We start from the raw sequence: 16702 nt of genomic DNA, 5'->3' as shown, positions 1-16702 counted from the left end.
TTTTATTTTTTAAAAGCATCCCCCCAGGTTCTATTTTTTGTGGTGACAGGACCTGATCAGTAAAATGGGAATATCGGCCGCCTGCAATACCCCTGCGGCCACACTCCCGTAGGATACCCGGGCCAGACCGCTGAAACCGTGAGTGGCCACTGCGATCAGGTCAGCGCCGGTCTCAGCGGCCACACTTAATATTACCCGAACGACCGATCCGCTTGCTACCCGTGTGACAACAGTGATTCCTTTCTCACGAAACATGGTTTTAAGGGTGTTCAGATAGGCCTTTGAGCGCTCAATTCCCGCCTCATATTCCTTCCAGTATTTCTCTGTATCAATCACCTCGTCACGTCCCAGTAAAATGGGTTCTTCCTCAACTTTTAAAAAAATCACTTTGGCATCGTTACCTTTGACCAGGTGTTCGATATGACTCAATATCGCTTCTGCCCGCTTGGATCCATCCACCGGGACCAGTATTGTTTGATACATTTTTTGTCTCCCTTCAAAAAAAATCATTACCCCTTTATCTTTGGTTTAAATCAATTATCAGCAATAAATGTGCCGGAAAAAGGGGATAAAGGCCCATTGCAGTGGGAAGGTCCCGACATCAGTCAACCCCCTATGGCCAGGCAATCGAATGTGCCTGCTGTCGCTGCCCCGGTTGACCATGAACATGTCAGCTCTTTTTACATCTTGTAAAAGTGATTACGCCAGACGGTATTTTTTAAGCTTCCTGGCAATGGTCGACTGATTGAGCCCCAGTATTTTTGCCGCATTGGCCTGGGTACGACATTTTTTTAGAACCGTCGTCAGAATATTTTTTTCCATCTCCTCAACCATTTCCTGAAGGGTTTGACCCGGGTGCCAGTCGTCAAGGGCAGGCGTGTCAGCCGTTATTTTTTTCTGAACGGAACCGGGAAGATCTTTATAAGCGATGGTGTTATTCTGGGACATGACCACCAGTCGTTCACAAATATTGATCATCTCCCTGACATTTCCCGGGTATGGATACGTCATAAGTGCATCCAGAGCCTCACTGGAAGGTGTCATTTTCTTTTTTTCATATTTTTTACAAAAAAGATTCAAGTAATAATGGATCAAAGGCACCAGACATTCTTTGCGCTGCCTCAAAGGCGGTATTTTCAACGGCACCACATTGAGCCGGTAATACAGGTCGCTTCGAAACTGCTTTTTCTCAATCATCCGTTTCAAATCCCGGTTGGTTGCCGCAATGATGCGCACGTCCACGTGTTTGTTCCCTGTTCCCCCGACACGGCTGATCACCCCGTCTTCCAGAAATTTCAGCAGCTTTACCTGGGAACCAAGGGGGAGTTCTGCTATTTCATCCAGAAAAATGATGCCCTTGTCTGCCAGTTCAAATTTACCGGGCTTCCCTTTTTGCCGGGCCCCGGTAAATGCACCGGCTGCATAGCCGAACAATTCGCTTTCCACAAGGGACTCGGGGATGGACCCACAATTGATTTTGATCATGGGGTGATCCCCCCTTGTGGAATATTTGTGAATCAGATCGGCAATCACCCCCTTACCGGTTCCGGACTCCCCTAATATGAGCACTGTGGAGTCAACTTCGCCCAGTTTTATGGCTTTTTGAATAATCTTCAGATAATTATCACTTTTTGCAATGATATGCTGTAATTCAGTTTCTTCAATCTGTTTCTCCAGGAGGTCTCTTTTATACTGGTCATTCAATTGGGCTTTTTCTTCCAGTTTCTGCTGGAGCTTTGTAATGTCGGTGATGTCTCGTTCATTCACCACGACCCGGAAAAGAGATCCATGAATATCAAACACGGGATTTCCCGTTAGAAACAATTGCTTTCCATTCCTTGTCTGCTGAATAATGCTGACTTTTTTTTTCGTCTTCAGGACTTCAAGGGTGACAGACTTGTCAATAATTTTTTTTTCAACCAGTTCCACGATATTTTTACCGACAATTTCTGCAGCTTTTATATCAGTCAGCTTTTCAGATGCTGGATTGATCCGCAATACAGTCCCTTTTCCATCACAGATCCACAACCCATCGTTACTGCTGTCGATAATCGTGTCCAGCTCAATTGAAAGATCCTGATACGACACCATCTGGTCGGATATTTTTTCAATGGTGGTCATGTCCTCAAACACACTCATTATGCCGATAAATTCAGTGCCATGATAAATGGGACTGAGCCGGGCAGAAAAGCTATTGCCTTTTTTTTTAATCTCAATGTCTGTGACTGTCTGTTTTGTTTCCAGGACTTTTCGAATTGCGGTCTTCAGGTGAGGAATGGTGGTATCCAGCAGCGCCCCCGGATAGATATCCAGACTGCTCCTGGCAATTTTATTTGATATAATCGTTTGAAAGGATTTACTGAAAACAGCAATACCATTCGGTGTTGCGTTTAACAAGGCATTGCCGAACTCTTTCCAGTTCAGGTCTATCCGCCCATCACCGGAATGGCTCCAGATGGGATATTTCGTTGAAATCATTCAATCACCCCTATTTTTTGGGGGCCGATCACCCGATGACGGTGAGGTCTTTTTTGGCTGTCCCGTTATGTTGATCGATTAATCTTTTAAGAACGTCATAGGACTGTGCCCCCACCAAGCGGTCTGTTCCCATAAAGAAACTAGGGACTGCTGTCACCCCCTTTGCTCTTGACCGTTCCCAGTCCGAATCCACGGCATCCGAAAATGCCCGTGTTTCAAGAATCGTCTGACCTTCCCGGCGATCCAGTCCGGCCCGTTCTACCAGGCTTAACAACACGTCTTTCCGGCTGATATTTTCTCCGTTTGCAAAATACGCCAGGAATGCTGCCATGTGGAAGTCATGCCCCTTCCCCTTTGTTTGGGCCCATAGACCCAATTCCTGGGCTAAACGGCTGTTATAGGTCATTGTTCTGTCACCCACCTCAACCCCAAATTTTTTGGCAGTGGCTTTCAACTGCACCATCATTTTATCCACATTAACCGGTATTCCCTTTTTTTTAAACAAGTCCTCCAGGCTCAAGCCCTGTTCCGGCGTGTCCGGATGAAGGGGAAACGCCCGCCATTTGACGCAGACACCAACTTCTTTTTCCAATCGTTCAATACTCCCGGTAATGAAATAACACCAGGGTCATACATAGTCTGAAAATATTTCAAGCGCTAAAGATGCCATTAAACTCCTCCCATAATATTCGCTATTTTTGTGAATATAACCACGATTAAGTGATCCACAAGAAAACAACGTTAAACTGGCATGCTTTCATTCCAGTGTCGATGACATCACTTTTATTTTCATCCATCTGTTTATGTTTCCAGACTAATAAAGAAAATATATACGTCACGACACATATCATTGCAATCAAGGATGCCAGGTTGAGGCGACCTTAGAACTGATCGGCGGAAAATGGAGAAAGCCTAAGAACCGTCTTGCTGATGATGCGCGACTGGGGAAGAAAACATTTCAAAATGTAGACGCGTTCCCATAGGAATCTTAGGCCAGTAAGGGACTTAAAAATAATCTTTTTTTGAATAAATAAGATTAAGAGTGTCAAGAAATATAGTTGAACATGGTTGTCAATAATTATGTAAGATGTCCCCCGATCTCGCTTCCCAGGCATTCCAGATGAATTCGGTCACGGCATCCCCTCTTTAACGGCCCGTTCGGCACTGGCCAGAGCGCCTTCCAGATAACCGCCCAGCTGGTCATCGGTTTCTGTGCCGGCCAGCAGAACCTGGTTGCCCCAGATACAAGTTTTCCCGTCCGGCGGATTGAACAGGGGATGCTCATGGGGACCTCTCTGGTCAAACTCAGTGGCAGTGAACCGTTCCTGAGCCCAATCCTTTAAATAAAAAGCCTGGGGGTGGCCGGCCGGAGGTCCGAACATCAGGTCGAGCTGAGCAAGGATGCTATTTTTTAGGGCTTTGGGCTCCCTGCGCTGGGCCGCCGGAACACTGACGAATCCCGTGAGGCCGTATGGGGCGTTGGGCTCCCGGTTGGAAGCATCGTGGATTTCACCCAGGGGACCGTATTGGCTGAAGGCCTGGCCGGAAAGGCCAACCTGCCGCCAGTGGGGAGAGGGATATAGTGCAAAAAATTTGGCGTGTCCTGCCATCCATGTTTTGGTTTTCAGCATGGCCTGGGTCAGGGCTGGAGACAAGTCCGGGGTAAACGAGATCCTTGCTGCAGCCAGCCTTGGGGGAAGAGCCAGGATCACTTTTCGGGCCTTGAACCAGGTCCGTTTTTCCTGTTCCAACTCGCCCACCCCAACCCGAATGCCGATTTCCCGCTTTTGGATTTCACAGACCGGGTGGTTCAGGCGGACAGCATCCCGGGGAAGGGTGTTAAAAAAATGGTCCACCAAGGCGATCATACCCCCTGAAATCCGCCATCCCTCAGGCACCATGGGATAGCCTGAAATGGTCCTGAGGGTGCCGTCTGACAGCTGAAATCTACCTAGTCCGTATTCATACTGAGGATAGACGTCAAGGCCCATCTCTTTGACCAGTCGGGAAATTCTCGGGTTAATGGCCGGCCAGAACCAGGACGGGCCAAGGTCGGTGGAAAAATTGTCATGTTTGGAGCAGTGGATCCGGCCGCCGACCCGGTCCCGGGCCTCCAGCAATATAAAGGATTTATTTTCCCTGGACAGAAGCCAGGCCGCATAGATGCCGCTCAGTCCCCCGCCCACAATCAGGGTATCAATATCAGTCATTTTTACTTCTTGTTTTCAATTATAAGGACTCCTTGTTAAAACTGCGCCCCGGTTAAATGATTATTCTTTCATTTCATTCAAATATCAATATTTTTCCGGTGGGTCTATGGCAAATTTTATACGCTTTTTTATGAATATTTTTTTGGCACTATTACACGAGATAGGAATACTCAGCATACTCGGTTTCATTTACCCGTAATATTCCAAATTGACTTCTTTGTTTTTTTCTGACTTCTAACATATTGTTGCCATAGTAAAGTTATCATGGCTTTTAGCGAGTGGATTCCTTAGCTGCCTGGGAGATCGATTGCGCTTTATCAAATTCTGTTCCAATTGTTGGTGTGGATATCGGCAAAAACCCTGAGGACAACATACCCAGGAAACTGGTTGGGAAAATGACGAGATATGGATGGGAATGGTTTGCCATGTTTTTTGATAGACTTTAGCCAAGTTGTTTGGGATTTGTACATGTGAGAGATAACCGGCTGTTACTGAGTGTTATTATTTATTGACTGTCAACAACATAGTTCTTATCATTACCCGGCAAACATCAATTTAAAAAGAGTGAGTTACAATCTTGTTTAACGAATCCGGAGTAGCTCAAATTATCAGCGCAAAATCCTAGTATCGGAAAAGCTGATCATAACCACAAAAAGAGGAGAATAAAGTTGAAAGTTGTTGGATTTAATGGCAGCCCCAATAAAAAGGGGAATACAGCCTGTTCATTGAACATGGTTCTTGATGAACTGGAAAATGCCGGTATTGAAACGGAAATGATCCATGTCGGCAAAGAAAAAATACAGGGATGCATTGCCTGTCATGGCTGTGTAAAAAACCAAGATGAAGCGTGCACCATGAAAGACGATCCGGTGAATGAATGGATTCAGAAGATGAAGGCGGCCGACGGCATTCTGCTTGGCTCTCCTGTCCATTTTTCCGGTGTTGCAGGGACAATGAAATCCTTCCTTGACAGAGCCTTTTTTGTTTCTTCGGTTAACGGTGGTCTGTTTCGGCACAAAGTCGGTGCTGCAGTTGCCGCTGTCAGGCGATCCGGAGGAATTTCCGCGGTTGAGACCCTCAATCATTATATCAACTACTCCGAGATGATCATGCCCTCTTCAAACTACTGGAATGTGGTTCATGGCCTTAAGCCCGGGGAAATGGAACAGGATGGTGAAGGCAAACAGATCATGGCGGTTTTAGGTAAAAATATGGCATGGATCATAAAAGTTATCGGGTACGGGAAAGAACAATTTCCCGCCCCTGGGCCGGTTGCCAAAACCATGACCAATTTTATCCGGTAATTCAGTGGGTTTTTCTGCACCTTATCCCTGCCGGACTAAAGGTCCGTCAGGGATAAGGTGCCAGGATAACAAGGAGGCATTATGAAACAAGCGCCGATTTTCGATGAAATTTACGAACAATACCTTGCCGATGTATCCGCCATCGACCTGAACCTTGTAAGCAACCGCCTGGGCATTACCGTCGATGGGAATAAAACGATTATCCCTTTTTACGGCATCCCACATCGCGTCTCGAGCACGGGGGTCATGGACGCACAGGGAAAACGACCTATTCACGGGATTAGCGTCATTTTATGCAAGTATTTGCTTTTATGCCCCAAGCAAGAGCCGCCGACCACCAGCGAATGGGTCAAGTATCACAGTTTTCAGGATGCAGCACCATTTGCGGGCGGTTTCAGGAACACGGCAGAACTGCCCATCAGCAAGACTTTCTCCGGGAAGCTGGAGGATCTCAAAGGCGCATGCCTGGCGCTGGGAGGTCAGCCAGGTGATGCACCATTCAGCTGCGACCTGGCCATAAAATTTTCAGCGCTTCCCAAAGTGAAGTTGTTACTGTTGTTCAACGACCAGGACGAAGAGTTCCCGGCTGACTGTTCGATCTTGTTCGAGAAGCATGCCGATGCGTATCTGGACATGGAATGCCTGGCCATGTTGGGCATGGTACTGGCAGTGTGGTTAAAAAATGGACCGGATTACAGGGATGGTAACATTTGATTATACCATTTGCGCTGCCGGATCAATTTTTGTTGTCCGTATTTTTGATATCGTCATGATTTACACGTTCAGGCAAGCAGGATGAGGCCCGCCACCCAGCTTGTGGATTCCGTATCAGAGGCATTTGATTTTTCAGCCTTTTGGCCCGGCCACCCGCAGGACAGCATCAATTGGGTGACATCAATACCAAACCCTGACATGGATGGGCGGGCAGACGCTATATGGCGGCAGGGTTCATTTTCCGCCAGGACACAGCAGTTTTCCTGGTCCTCACAGAACAAATCTTTACAGGACCCGCCGGCAAAGGCTTTTGATTGTTCAAACCCGTTTTCAACGGCTTTTTGCTCTACACCCGCCACGATGTGATGAAGCAGCCGCATCACATCCTTTCGTTCATCAGAAAACATCACCGATATGGGCAGCTCTATTTTCACCACAAGGGAATATCGGCTCCGGGACTGCCATTTCCTGAATTCAGCAGGGCCTTCCACATTGGGAGGGCAGCTTGCCCCAAGGCCGTAATTGGGACAGGGATACTCCCCGTTGCATAAAGCGGCAAGATCATCTTTTACCTGAATTTCACCGGAGGTTATGACCACACAGGCACTCGCCCCAAGTTTTATTGCTTCCTGGGTTAATTGTGAGTGCTGATGTTCTGATATTATGATGTTTTCCATATATTATATCCTTTCTGAGAAGATTCATTCAGTCCGCTATATAATCAATTATAGGGGCAGAAAAGACAAGTCATATTACCCTATCCTGTCTGAAACGCGTTAAATAGATGGCGTATAACAGCATATATGCTCACTGCTCATCCGTTAAGCTCATCTTCTTCTGCACTACCCCGTTCATGGATTCAGCCAGAAAGCCCTGGCAGTCAAAAGAGCCTTTATATTCGATGCTTTTTTCCTTGCATGCCGCTTTCATGGGTTCTGCAAAGCCGTCCATATCCTGTTCCGGGTAGGCAAGGGCCATATGGGTAATAAACCCAGCCATCTGCTGACCGGAAGTTGCCTTGAGAACACCCAGACAGTCTTTTACCGGGGCTGCCAGACTGCCGGAATGCAGTTCCGAATGCGGCTGTTGATTTTCCTTTCCCGTCAGCAATTCTTCCATGAGTCTTGACAACATGCCCTTAATTAAATAAACTTCTGTTTTTCGAAAAGAAAACGAAAGAGCGTAAGGTTGACAAGCGCTCCAAATTCCGGCTTACTTAAAACAGTTGAACGATCTGTCTTTAAAAAAGGTAAAAATATGATTTTGCAAGCAGCAGCATCCCCTTCCGTTGGGGAGCAAAAAGTCTCTATCACAACCCCGTGACCGGAAACGGCCGCATCATCATCCTCCAGAAGAGAAGCAGGCATTCTTCTCCAGAGACGGTCCATTTTATATAGATCCCAGGAATTGTCTGACCAAAATGACTCAAAAAATAAGCGCAAAGAACATATCCAAGACCTACTTTCTCCCTAAAAAAAGAACGGTGGCAACCCTGAAGGAAATCGACCTTTCCATCGAAGAGGGTGAGTTCCTTGTGATTTTAGGGGGATCCGGCAGCGGAAAATCAACCCTGCTCAACATCATATCCGGCATGGTGACACCCTCGTGCGGAGAGATTTGCATGGACGGAAATATCGTCACCGGCCCCCATCCCTCAAGAAGCCTTCTGTTCCAGGAGCCTTCCCTTCTGCCTTGGCTCACGGTGGAGGAAAACATCGCCTTCGGCTGCAGACTGCGGGGGGACACAAAGGACATTGACGAACGGGTAAACCGATATATTAATATGATCAAGCTTACCGGATATGAGAACTATCTCCCATCGGAACTTTCAGTGGGGATGAGCCAGAGGGTATGCCTTGCAAGAGCCCTCATGGGAAACCCCGAGGTGCTGCTAATGGACGAACCCTTCGGATCCCTGGACTCCTTCACGCGCATGGGCCTGCAGGAGGAGCTGCTTCAAATATGGAAAAAACGTAAATTCACAGTGATCTTCGTAACCCACGACTTGGATGAAGCGATCACCATAGGCTCGCGTGTGGTTCTTCTGGGAGGATCACCAGCTGAAATCAAACACCGGATACCCATAGACCTTACCCACCCAAGAAATCCCATGCAACAGGATTTCCAGAAAATCAAGGCTGGAATAATGGATCGGTTCATGACCATGATGAAAGAGAACGGAACAACCCTACAAACACCTGGAAGCAACCCATGAAACGAAGGGAATTTTTAATCAGGACTGCGGGAACAGTGGGTGCAATGGGCATGGGAGCCTTTCCCAGTATCCTTCGGGCGGAACCTTCCACAAAACTCCGTGTGGGCTATCTCCCCATCACCGATGCCACACCCCTTCTCATGGCCCACGCCCTTGGATATTTCCAGGAGGAGGGGCTGAATGTGGAAAGACCCATAAGGGTGCGAAGCTGGTCAACCCTCATGGAATCTTTTCTCTCGGGAAAATTCAATGTAACACACATGCTTCTGCCCATTCCCATATGGATGCGGTTCAAAAACCGTGTGCCCGTTAAGGTGCTTGCCTGGAACCACACAAACGGAAGCGCATTAACGGTCCGGGGCGATTCCAACATCCACAGTTTTGCGGACTTGGGTGGCCACCAGATCGCAATCCCGAACTGGTATTCCATCCACAACATTATTTTGCAGATGGGACTCCGAAAATTCGGCCTAAAACCTGTCATACAACCCCAGTCCGTGAAGCTTAAGCCCAACGAGGTGAGCCTGTTCGTCCTCTCACCACCGGAGATGCCCGCCGCCCTGACAGGTAGAAAGATAGACGGATATATAGTGGCGGAACCCTTCAATGCCATCAGTGAGATAAAAACAGGCGCACGAATAATGCGATTCACCGGGGACATATGGAAAAATCACCCCTGCTGCGTGGTTGTAATGCACGAACGTTACACCACACAAAACCCCATATTCACCCAGAAGGTGATCAACGCCATTGTACGGGCACAGCTGTGGGTAACGTCCCACCCTCACCAGACAGCACACATCCTGAGCCGGGAGGGAAAAAACTATCTCCCCATTCCTAAAAAAATCCTTCTTCGGGCATTCACCGGCTATGACCTTGCTCAATACGGAAAAAAACAGACTTCCCATGCCATACACCACCCGGAATGGAACATAGGGCGTATTGGTTTTCAGCCATGGCCTTACCCATCTGCCAGCAGGATGATCATTAGGGAAATGCAACAAACCCTCATGGAGGGGGATGCAAACTTTCTAAACCGGCTAAACATAGAATCCGCAGCCATGGATCTTGTGGATGACAGGTTCGTCAGACAGGCGATAATAGCCTTGGGGGGCCAGCAACTGTTCCAGGGACCTGGGGGGGGATCCGGAACATGGGAAAGAGAAGAGATCATAGAAATATGAACATCATAGAAAAATATTTCAAAAAACACTCCAACTACGGCGATATACACCAGGACAAAAAAAGACAATACGGCCTGGGGATAACAGGGATACTCCTGTTTATCTGTGCCTGGGCAGCCGGCGGCTACGCAGTGTTCAGCAAACCGGAATTCAAACATTTTTCAGGTTTTCTGCCCGGCCCAACCCTGGAATCACTCCTGGGTCTCAGCACAAGCCTTGATTTCTGGCATGCGGTTGCGGCAAGCCTCAGAAGGGTTTTCATAGGAATCCTGGTGGCCTTTTCCATCGGATTTCCTTTCGGTATACTAATAGGTTTCTATAAAAACATAAGGATCCTCACCTACCCGCCCATACAGCTTCTTCGCATGGTGAGCCCACTTTCATGGATGCCCATAGCCCTCCTTATTTTCGCTAGTTTCGAAGGGGCGATCTATTTTCTCATAACCATGGCCACTGTCTGGCCAATCATGATAAACACAACCCTGGGGGTGTCGCGAGTGAACCCACGCTGGCTCATGATGGCCAAAAACCAGGGAGCACGAGACTCACAGCTGATCTGGATGGTGATCATCCCAGCATCGGTGCCATATATCCTCACAAGCCTTCGCCTGGCACTGGGAGTTGCATGGATAGTACTGGTTCCTGCGGAGTTCCTGGGGATCTCCAGCGGACTTGGATATCTCATCAACGATGCCCGGGACACAATGGAATACGACCGGCTCATGGCAATTATAATCGCCATAGGCATCATAGGTTTCATCCTTGACAGCCTTATTCAGCTTATCAGGAAATACCTGGACTGGATATGGCCGAACTGAAACAAAATCAGATTCGGATCCCACACGTTTTCAGGCCTTGGCAGAATATCGGCATCATATTCTCCTATTTCATCAAAAGAAAAATGTCCTGAATACAACATATGATCTTCCTTTCTAAATCTTTTTACAAGTTTTTCCTTGAACAATAAATCAATTTTGTTTTAATTTTATAACTTTCATTGGGACCTGCTATATTTTAATATGGATCGGGTCTCTGGTCGGCTATTGCATACATGGTGAACAATCTGATCCGTATATCCTGACGGACTGGGAATTTGAAGCTTAGAGTATAACTTCGGTATCGCCTTTTGAGTAAAACGTGTATCCCAATTGCTTCAAATCGCTTCGAAGGTTTTCATAATTATAGATAGCGCCATTGAAAACCAGTGTTAATCCCAACGTTGGATCAATGAAGGGCTGATTGGATTCATCACTCAAATCTATGATTTTTAAACGACGATGACCCAATAAAGTCCAGATGCCGTGATAAATATCTTCATGATCCGGCCCTCGTTTTGCCATGGTTTTGCCATGGTTTTGCCATGGTTTTGTTCATGGTTGTTACAGATTGTTCATTTACAGGGTGACCATTAAAAAAAAGTTCACCACAAATGCCACACATATCATCTCCTATAATTCGTGTTAATGGTGTTGTACCCATTCATTTTCATTGTTCATGCGTATTTTCCTCTCAGTTGAATTCATAACCGCGGTAGGAAAATCTAATTTGTAAAAAGATTTTTGGGAACAATTTAAAAATTCATTTGATTTCATTTGATAAAAATATATAGTTCTCTATGTATTTTATCAACTGACAAGACTTTGAAAATATAAAACAGCCTGAAAAAATTGATATATTATCTATGAGATGCCATAAATGAAACATAGACAACTATGTTTCATTGTGGACAAAGGGCTTTGGATATGGTAAAAAACTTTTGTCTTCAGGATAGCAGATTGCATGGAAAATTCATTTTAGAAAAAGTACCGCCGTTGCTTCAGGAAAAATTCACTTCTAAATTTTCAAAACTGAAAGATGGGGAACAACTGCTGATAGAAAATACATTCAAATGGTTAGAAGCACAAATAAAATGATTCAATTTAAGTTTGTATCAGACAAGGCAATAGGTTAAAAAATGGTTCTAGTGATTGGTGAAATTTTGTTTGATATCTTTTCTACCTATAAATGCATCGGTGGGGCTCCTTTTAATTTTGCCTTCCACATGAAAAAGCTTGGATTCCCGGTCAAGTTTATTTCAAGAGTCGGTGATGATAGCCTTGGTCGTGAGATCCTGGGTTTTCTGGCCGGTCATGGGTTTGATCTTGAAGATATCCAAATTGATCAGGATTACCCGACTGGATCAGCAACAGTGGATATGTCAATGAAAAGTGATCATTCATTCATCATTGCAAAAAACACAGCATACGATCATATAGATTATGATGAAATCAGGCGATTGCTATCAAGGTATCAGCCGGATATCATCTATTTTGGAACGCTTATCCAACGTACCCGGAATAGTTTTGAACTATTTCAGAAAATATTAAATCAAAAATCCTCAAAAACCATATCCTTTTGTGACATTAATTTGAGACCCGGCTGCTATACAGAACAAACGATCACGGCCTCGCTGAATGCCTCGGATATCCTGAAACTCAATACGGATGAACTGGCAGAGCTGATGCCAGGGTCAGGCGATATGGCTTCCCATAAGGTTCTTGTCCAAAAATTGATGAAACCCCATTGTATTGAAACGATGATTCTTACCAAGGGGGAAAAGGGAAGCCAGTGGTTTACCGCAGACCGGTATTACAAGGGGCTGCCTGAATATTCTTTAGACATTATTGATACTGTGGGAGCCGGGGATGCCTATGCTGCAATGTCTGTGGCTGGAATCCTGAAAAATCTACCTTTTGAGCGTATACTACCCCTTGCAGGCCTTTTTGCTGCCCATGTCTGTGGGATTCAGGGCGCATTGATTCAGGATTCGGCGATTTATGGGGAATTTAAAAAAAGATTGGAGAATTAAAATGAAACAAAAAGGCCTATATATTCAGATGTTCAGCATTCACGGACTGGTACGGGCTGAAAACATGGAACTGGGATATGATGCAGACACCGGCGGTCAGATCAAATATGTGGTGGAATTGTGCAGGACCCTGTCTGCCAGTGATCAGATCCGAAAAATAGATTTGTTCACACGGCTGATCAAGGATAAATCCTATTCTGATGATTATGGACAGCCCCTGGAACAGGTGAATGAAAAATTCCGTATCGTGCGGATTCAGTGTGGGGGGAAAAAGTATATTCGCAAAGAATTGCTCTGGCCCCATTTGGATGAATTTGTGGATAAAACCATTATTTTTATCCGGCAGGAAAAAGATATTCCGGATGTTGTTCACGGCCACTACCCGGACGCGGGGCATGTGGCCATGGAGCTGGGCAGTTTTTTTGGGGTTCCCCTGGTCTATACCGGGCATTCCCTGGGCCGGTCCAAGCGGGCACGGCTGCTTGAGGATGGACATGATCTCATCGAGATGAATCGAAAACTGAAAATTGATCACAGAATTGATACAGAGGAACATATCCTTAAATCCGCAGACCGGGTCATTACCAGCACCCACCAGGAAATTGAATATCAATATGGGATGTACCGCAACCGGACCCTGCCGACGTATACGGTCATTCCGCCGGGTATCGGTATTGAGCGGTTTTATCCCTATTACCATGACACCTTTTCCAGCAGCAGTGAAGAAGAAGAGGCTTTATTTGCCAAGGCATCGGTAATTCAGGAATTGAACCGATTTTTTACGCACCCGGACAAACCTTTGATTCTGGTTCTCTGTCGTCCGGACAAGCGGAAAAATATCCAGGGTCTGGTAAAAGCCTATGGTGAAGATGCTGAACTTCAGGCCATGGCAAACCTTGCCATATTTGCCGGTATCCGGAAAGATATTTCCGATAAGGAAGAAACAGAGCGGGATGTCCTTACCCGGATGCTGCTGTTAATGGACAAGTACAATCTGTATGGACGAATGGCCATTCCCAAGAAACATGATTTTGAGCACGAGGTCCCTGAACTCTACCGGATTGCCGCGGAAAAACGGGGCGTATTTGTCAATCCCGCGTTAACAGAGCCGTTTGGCTTGACCCTGCTGGAAGCACTGGCCTGCGGTCTGCCCATTGTTGCCACCAATGACGGCGGTCCAAGGGATATCGTTCACAACTGCCAGACCGGCACACTGGTGGATCCCACAGACACAAAGGAAATGGCTTCCGCTATCAAGGATATCATTGTTCACCCGGACAAGTGGAATCAATTTTCAAAAAACGGCATCCTGAATACCCGGAAATTTTATTCCTGGGTGAGTCACGCCAAATCCTATTGCACTGAGATGAAAGAAGTCTGCCGAAAATATGAAAAATCGTTTATCACCGCAGTAGAACCAAGAGAGAGTATTGGCAAGCGGCTTGCAAAACTCGATTATATGCTGATCACCGATATTGACAACACTCTTTTGGGGGGAAACCCGGAAGAACTCAATGCTTTAATGGATCTGCTTGAAAAAAACGCAGGGAAGATAGGGTTTGGTGTGGCCACGGGAAGAATGTTTGAATCTGCCCTGGATATTTTGAACACTCACGGTATACGGATACCGGACATTATTGTTTCCGGTGTGGGCAGCCGGATCAGTTATGGTGATTCCCTGGACCTTGACAAGGGGTGGGAAACCCACATTTCAAAAAACTGGGACCCGGGCCTGATCGCATCCCGGCTCAAAGAGATTAAGTTTATCCGTCCCCAGGAAGCAAGTGCTCAAAGTGCGTATAAACTCAGTTATACCATGGCACCGGGCAAGGACAGACTGGCCAGGATTCACCACATATTGACCCAGAAAAGATTTAAGTACACCCTGATCTATTCCCAGGATCAGCATCTGGATATCTTACCGTACAGGGCCTCAAAGGGAAAAGCCATCCGGTACCTGAGCTATAAATGGGGAGTCCCTTTGAAAAACATCCTGGTGTGCGGTGATTCAGGCAATGATGCAGAAATGCTCAAAGGAGAACCCCTGGGGGTTGTCGTGGGAAATTACAGCCCTGAACTTGAGGCGCTGAGACCTGCAAAACAGATATATTTTGCCCAAAAAAGCCATGCCGGCGGCATGATGGAGGGTATCCTTCATTATCAATTTATCCAGAAAGCAAAGGAAATGGTGCCTGATGACCATTAAAAATAAAATTCAATTGATTACATATCCTGACAGTTTCGGTGCCAACCTTCCGGAATTGCACTATGTGCTGCGCAAATATTTTTTAAAAGCCATTGGCGGCGTTCACCTGCTTCCCTTTTACCCGTCCTCCTCAGACAGGGGATTTGCCCCCTTGACCTATGATGAAGTAGACCCTGCATTCGGCACCTGGGAGGATGTGGAAAAAATTGGTCAGGATTTTGACCTGATCATCGATTTTATGGTCAATCACATCTCGCGTCAGTCTGTTTTTTTCCAGGACTATATTGAAAAAGGACCTGACAGCGAATATGCAGATATGTTCCTTAGTTTTGATAAACTTGCTCCCAATGGCTGGATAAAGGATGAGGACCTGGAAAAAGTTTACACCCGGAAACCCCGACCGCCCTACCAGACATTGGAACGGCCCAATGGTACCCTGGAAAAAATATGGTGTACCTTTGATCATGAACAAATTGATCTGGATTATAATTCGCTCAAAACCCTTGAAATCATGCGTAAATTTTTGATCCGGCTGGTCAGGAACCGTCCCAAAATGATCCGGCTGGATGCCATTGCTTATACCACCGTGGAACTGGGTACCAACTGTTTTTTTCTGGAGCCTAAGATCTGGGAACTGCTGGAGTGGTTTAACGATTATGCCACGGCCTTTGACACCCAAATCCTGCCGGAAGTGCATGAACATTATTCATATCAGTTAAAACTTTCGGCAAAAGGGTACTGGTGCTATGATTTTTCCCTGCCCATGCTGGTTCTTCATGCCCTGTATGTGGGGAAAACCCGGACGTTGAAGTCCTGGTTGAAAAAATGTCCCAGAAAGCAGATTACTACCCTGGATACCCACGACGGCATCGGTGTGGTGGACGTAGACGGTTTGTTAAATCAGAATGAGATTGATCAGACCATTGAAAAATTGTATGAAAAAGGCTCCAATATAAAGAAAACCTATTCCGGGCCAGACTATCAGAATCTGGATGTTTATCAGGTGAATTGTACCTATTATTCTGCGTTGGGATGTAATGATGACGCATATATTGCGGCAAGAACCATACAGTTTTTTTCACCGGGAATCCCCCAGGTATATTATGTCGGTCTGCTGGCTGGAGAGAATGATATTGAACTGTTGGAAAAAACAAAGCTGGGCAGAAATATCAACCGTCACAATTATACGATAGAAGAAATTCGGGAGGATATTCAAAAGCCGGTGGTTCAACGGCTTTTAAAACTTATGGAATTTCGCAACAGTTATCCTGCATTTAATGGAGAATTTAAATTGTTTAAATCCAGGGATACGGAGTTGAATTTAGAATGGACCTTTAAAAAATATATTGCCACCGCCTATATCAATGTAAAATCCTATAAGATAAAAATTACCTATACAGATCCTGTTGCTTCTCGAATAGTCGATTTTGAAGTTTAAAAAGCAAACCATTTAAAAAAAAGACGGTTCTATCCGGAACGCGCTTCATAGGGTGTGTCTCCTTGGAAGCATCAAATGATTTTTAACCTTCCTTCTCTCGACATG

Annotated in this window: 15 protein-coding genes and 1 pseudogene; 9 read left to right on the top strand and 7 right to left on the bottom strand. The window is 46.0% G+C overall.

Translation table 11 applies throughout. The features are described from left to right. Window positions 1-30 precede the first annotated feature (30 nt). The 4 genes and pseudogenes from Q1Q15_RS04430 to Q1Q15_RS04415 form a co-directional block, all read right to left on the bottom strand. Window positions 31-483 carry a universal stress protein gene (locus Q1Q15_RS04430; RefSeq protein ID WP_300457081.1) on the bottom strand — a complete coding sequence of 151 codons (453 nt, stop codon included), beginning with the start codon at window positions 481-483 and terminating at the stop codon, window positions 31-33. Between the two features lie 216 nt (window positions 484-699). Next, complete coding sequence (locus tag Q1Q15_RS04425; protein ID WP_300457079.1) at window positions 700-2478, bottom strand: sigma 54-interacting transcriptional regulator; 1779 nt, start codon at window positions 2476-2478, stop codon at window positions 700-702. 28 nt (window positions 2479-2506) lie between these two features. Further along, window positions 2507-3094: pseudogene (locus Q1Q15_RS04420) on the bottom strand (DsbA family oxidoreductase); the annotation flags it as partial. Between the two features lie 514 nt (window positions 3095-3608). Further along, window positions 3609-4688: an FAD-dependent oxidoreductase gene (locus Q1Q15_RS04415; protein WP_300457078.1), complete on the bottom strand. Its 1080-nt coding sequence runs from the start codon at window positions 4686-4688 to the stop codon at window positions 3609-3611. Window positions 4689-5356: 668 nt separating this feature from the next. Between Q1Q15_RS04415 and Q1Q15_RS04410 the strand changes: the two genes are divergently transcribed. Both Q1Q15_RS04410 and Q1Q15_RS04405 read left to right on the top strand, forming a co-directional pair. Continuing rightward, the gene (locus Q1Q15_RS04410; protein WP_300457076.1) at window positions 5357-5992 is read left to right on the top strand and encodes a flavodoxin family protein; all 636 of its coding nucleotides are present in this window, start codon (window positions 5357-5359) and stop codon (window positions 5990-5992) included. 81 nt (window positions 5993-6073) lie between these two features. After that, entirely contained in the window at window positions 6074-6706 is a 633-nt protein-coding gene (locus Q1Q15_RS04405) for a DUF3786 domain-containing protein (RefSeq protein WP_300457074.1), read from the top strand. A gap of 68 nt (window positions 6707-6774) precedes the next feature. Here Q1Q15_RS04405 and Q1Q15_RS04400 read toward each other — a convergent pair whose 3' ends face one another. Together Q1Q15_RS04400 and Q1Q15_RS04395 are read right to left on the bottom strand one after the other, a co-directional pair. Continuing rightward, on the bottom strand, window positions 6775-7383 hold the full coding sequence (locus tag Q1Q15_RS04400; protein WP_300457072.1) for a DUF2284 domain-containing protein: 609 nt from the start codon (window positions 7381-7383) through the stop codon (window positions 6775-6777). A 130-nt stretch (window positions 7384-7513) separates the two neighbouring features. Then, window positions 7514-7825 (bottom strand): hypothetical protein, encoded by a 312-nt coding sequence (locus Q1Q15_RS04395; RefSeq protein ID WP_300457070.1) that lies wholly within the window; start codon window positions 7823-7825, stop codon window positions 7514-7516. 301 nt (window positions 7826-8126) lie between these two features. Here Q1Q15_RS04395 and Q1Q15_RS04390 point away from each other — a divergent pair, with 301 nt between their 5' ends. From Q1Q15_RS04390 to Q1Q15_RS04380, 3 genes are read left to right on the top strand one after another with little or no spacing between them, the layout of a single operon-like run. Further along, on the top strand, window positions 8127-8921 hold the full coding sequence (locus tag Q1Q15_RS04390) for an ABC transporter ATP-binding protein (protein ID WP_300457068.1): 795 nt from the start codon (window positions 8127-8129) through the stop codon (window positions 8919-8921). Beyond that, the gene (locus Q1Q15_RS04385) at window positions 8918-10105 is read left to right on the top strand and encodes an ABC transporter substrate-binding protein (RefSeq protein ID WP_300457066.1); all 1188 of its coding nucleotides are present in this window, start codon (window positions 8918-8920) and stop codon (window positions 10103-10105) included. Before Q1Q15_RS04390 ends, Q1Q15_RS04385 begins: the two co-directional genes overlap by 4 nt. After that, window positions 10075-10923, top strand: coding sequence for an ABC transporter permease (locus Q1Q15_RS04380; RefSeq protein ID WP_300457064.1), 849 nt, complete (start codon window positions 10075-10077; stop codon window positions 10921-10923). The genes Q1Q15_RS04385 and Q1Q15_RS04380 overlap by 31 nt, the downstream gene beginning before the upstream one ends. 282 nt (window positions 10924-11205) lie before the next feature. On the opposite strand, the gene Q1Q15_RS04375 is transcribed toward Q1Q15_RS04380, so the two are convergent. Continuing rightward, window positions 11206-11445 carry a hypothetical protein gene (locus tag Q1Q15_RS04375; protein WP_300457062.1) on the bottom strand — a complete coding sequence of 80 codons (240 nt, stop codon included), beginning with the start codon at window positions 11443-11445 and terminating at the stop codon, window positions 11206-11208. A 402-nt stretch (window positions 11446-11847) separates the two neighbouring features. On the opposite strand from Q1Q15_RS04375, the gene Q1Q15_RS04370 reads away from it, so the two are divergent. Genes Q1Q15_RS04370 through gtfA form a run of 4 tightly spaced genes read left to right on the top strand, consistent with a single transcriptional unit; the run spans window position 11848 to window position 16597 of the window. Then, window positions 11848-12018, top strand: a complete 171-nt coding sequence (locus Q1Q15_RS04370; RefSeq protein WP_300457060.1) for a hypothetical protein — start codon at window positions 11848-11850, stop codon at window positions 12016-12018. Between the two features lie 41 nt (window positions 12019-12059). Next, complete coding sequence (locus tag Q1Q15_RS04365) at window positions 12060-12953, top strand: PfkB family carbohydrate kinase (protein ID WP_300457058.1); 894 nt, start codon at window positions 12060-12062, stop codon at window positions 12951-12953. Window position 12954: 1 nt separating this feature from the next. Further along, window positions 12955-15159 (top strand): HAD-IIB family hydrolase, encoded by a 2205-nt coding sequence (locus tag Q1Q15_RS04360; protein ID WP_300457056.1) that lies wholly within the window; start codon window positions 12955-12957, stop codon window positions 15157-15159. Further along, the gene (gtfA, locus tag Q1Q15_RS04355; protein WP_300457054.1) at window positions 15149-16597 is read left to right on the top strand and encodes a sucrose phosphorylase; all 1449 of its coding nucleotides are present in this window, start codon (window positions 15149-15151) and stop codon (window positions 16595-16597) included. The genes Q1Q15_RS04360 and gtfA overlap by 11 nt, the downstream gene beginning before the upstream one ends. The last annotated feature ends 105 nt before the right edge of the window (window positions 16598-16702 follow it).

Origin of the sequence: Desulfobacula sp., assembly GCF_030145145.1 — a bacterium.
Classification (GTDB): Bacteria; Desulfobacterota; Desulfobacteria; order Desulfobacterales; family Desulfobacteraceae; genus Desulfobacula.
This window is presented reverse-complemented; position numbering and strand designations above follow the sequence as displayed.

Bases quoted from the DNA above. Each gene is read 5' to 3' on its own strand.
- Q1Q15_RS04375 (WP_300457062.1), bottom strand. From the start codon at position 11,445: ATGGCAAAACGAGGGCCGGATCATGAAGATATTTATCACGGCATCTGG.
- Q1Q15_RS04405 (WP_300457074.1), top strand. From the start codon at position 6,074: ATGAAACAAGCGCCGATTTTCGATGAAATTTACGAACAATACCTTGCC.
- Q1Q15_RS04430 (WP_300457081.1), bottom strand. From the start codon at position 483: ATGTATCAAACAATACTGGTCCCGGTGGATGGATCCAAGCGGGCAGAA.
- Q1Q15_RS04425 (WP_300457079.1), bottom strand. From the start codon at position 2,478: ATGATTTCAACGAAATATCCCATCTGGAGCCATTCCGGTGATGGGCGG.
- Q1Q15_RS04415 (WP_300457078.1), bottom strand. From the start codon at position 4,688: ATGACTGATATTGATACCCTGATTGTGGGCGGGGGACTGAGCGGCATC.
- Q1Q15_RS04380 (WP_300457064.1), top strand. From the start codon at position 10,075: ATGGGAAAGAGAAGAGATCATAGAAATATGAACATCATAGAAAAATAT.
- Q1Q15_RS04365 (WP_300457058.1), top strand. From the start codon at position 12,060: ATGGTTCTAGTGATTGGTGAAATTTTGTTTGATATCTTTTCTACCTAT.
- Q1Q15_RS04370 (WP_300457060.1), top strand. From the start codon at position 11,848: ATGGTAAAAAACTTTTGTCTTCAGGATAGCAGATTGCATGGAAAATTC.
- Q1Q15_RS04360 (WP_300457056.1), top strand. From the start codon at position 12,955: ATGAAACAAAAAGGCCTATATATTCAGATGTTCAGCATTCACGGACTG.
- Q1Q15_RS04390 (WP_300457068.1), top strand. From the start codon at position 8,127: ATGACTCAAAAAATAAGCGCAAAGAACATATCCAAGACCTACTTTCTC.
- gtfA (WP_300457054.1), top strand. From the start codon at position 15,149: ATGACCATTAAAAATAAAATTCAATTGATTACATATCCTGACAGTTTC.
- Q1Q15_RS04400 (WP_300457072.1), bottom strand. From the start codon at position 7,383: ATGGAAAACATCATAATATCAGAACATCAGCACTCACAATTAACCCAG.
- Q1Q15_RS04385 (WP_300457066.1), top strand. From the start codon at position 8,918: ATGAAACGAAGGGAATTTTTAATCAGGACTGCGGGAACAGTGGGTGCA.
- Q1Q15_RS04395 (WP_300457070.1), bottom strand. From the start codon at position 7,825: ATGGAAGAATTGCTGACGGGAAAGGAAAATCAACAGCCGCATTCGGAA.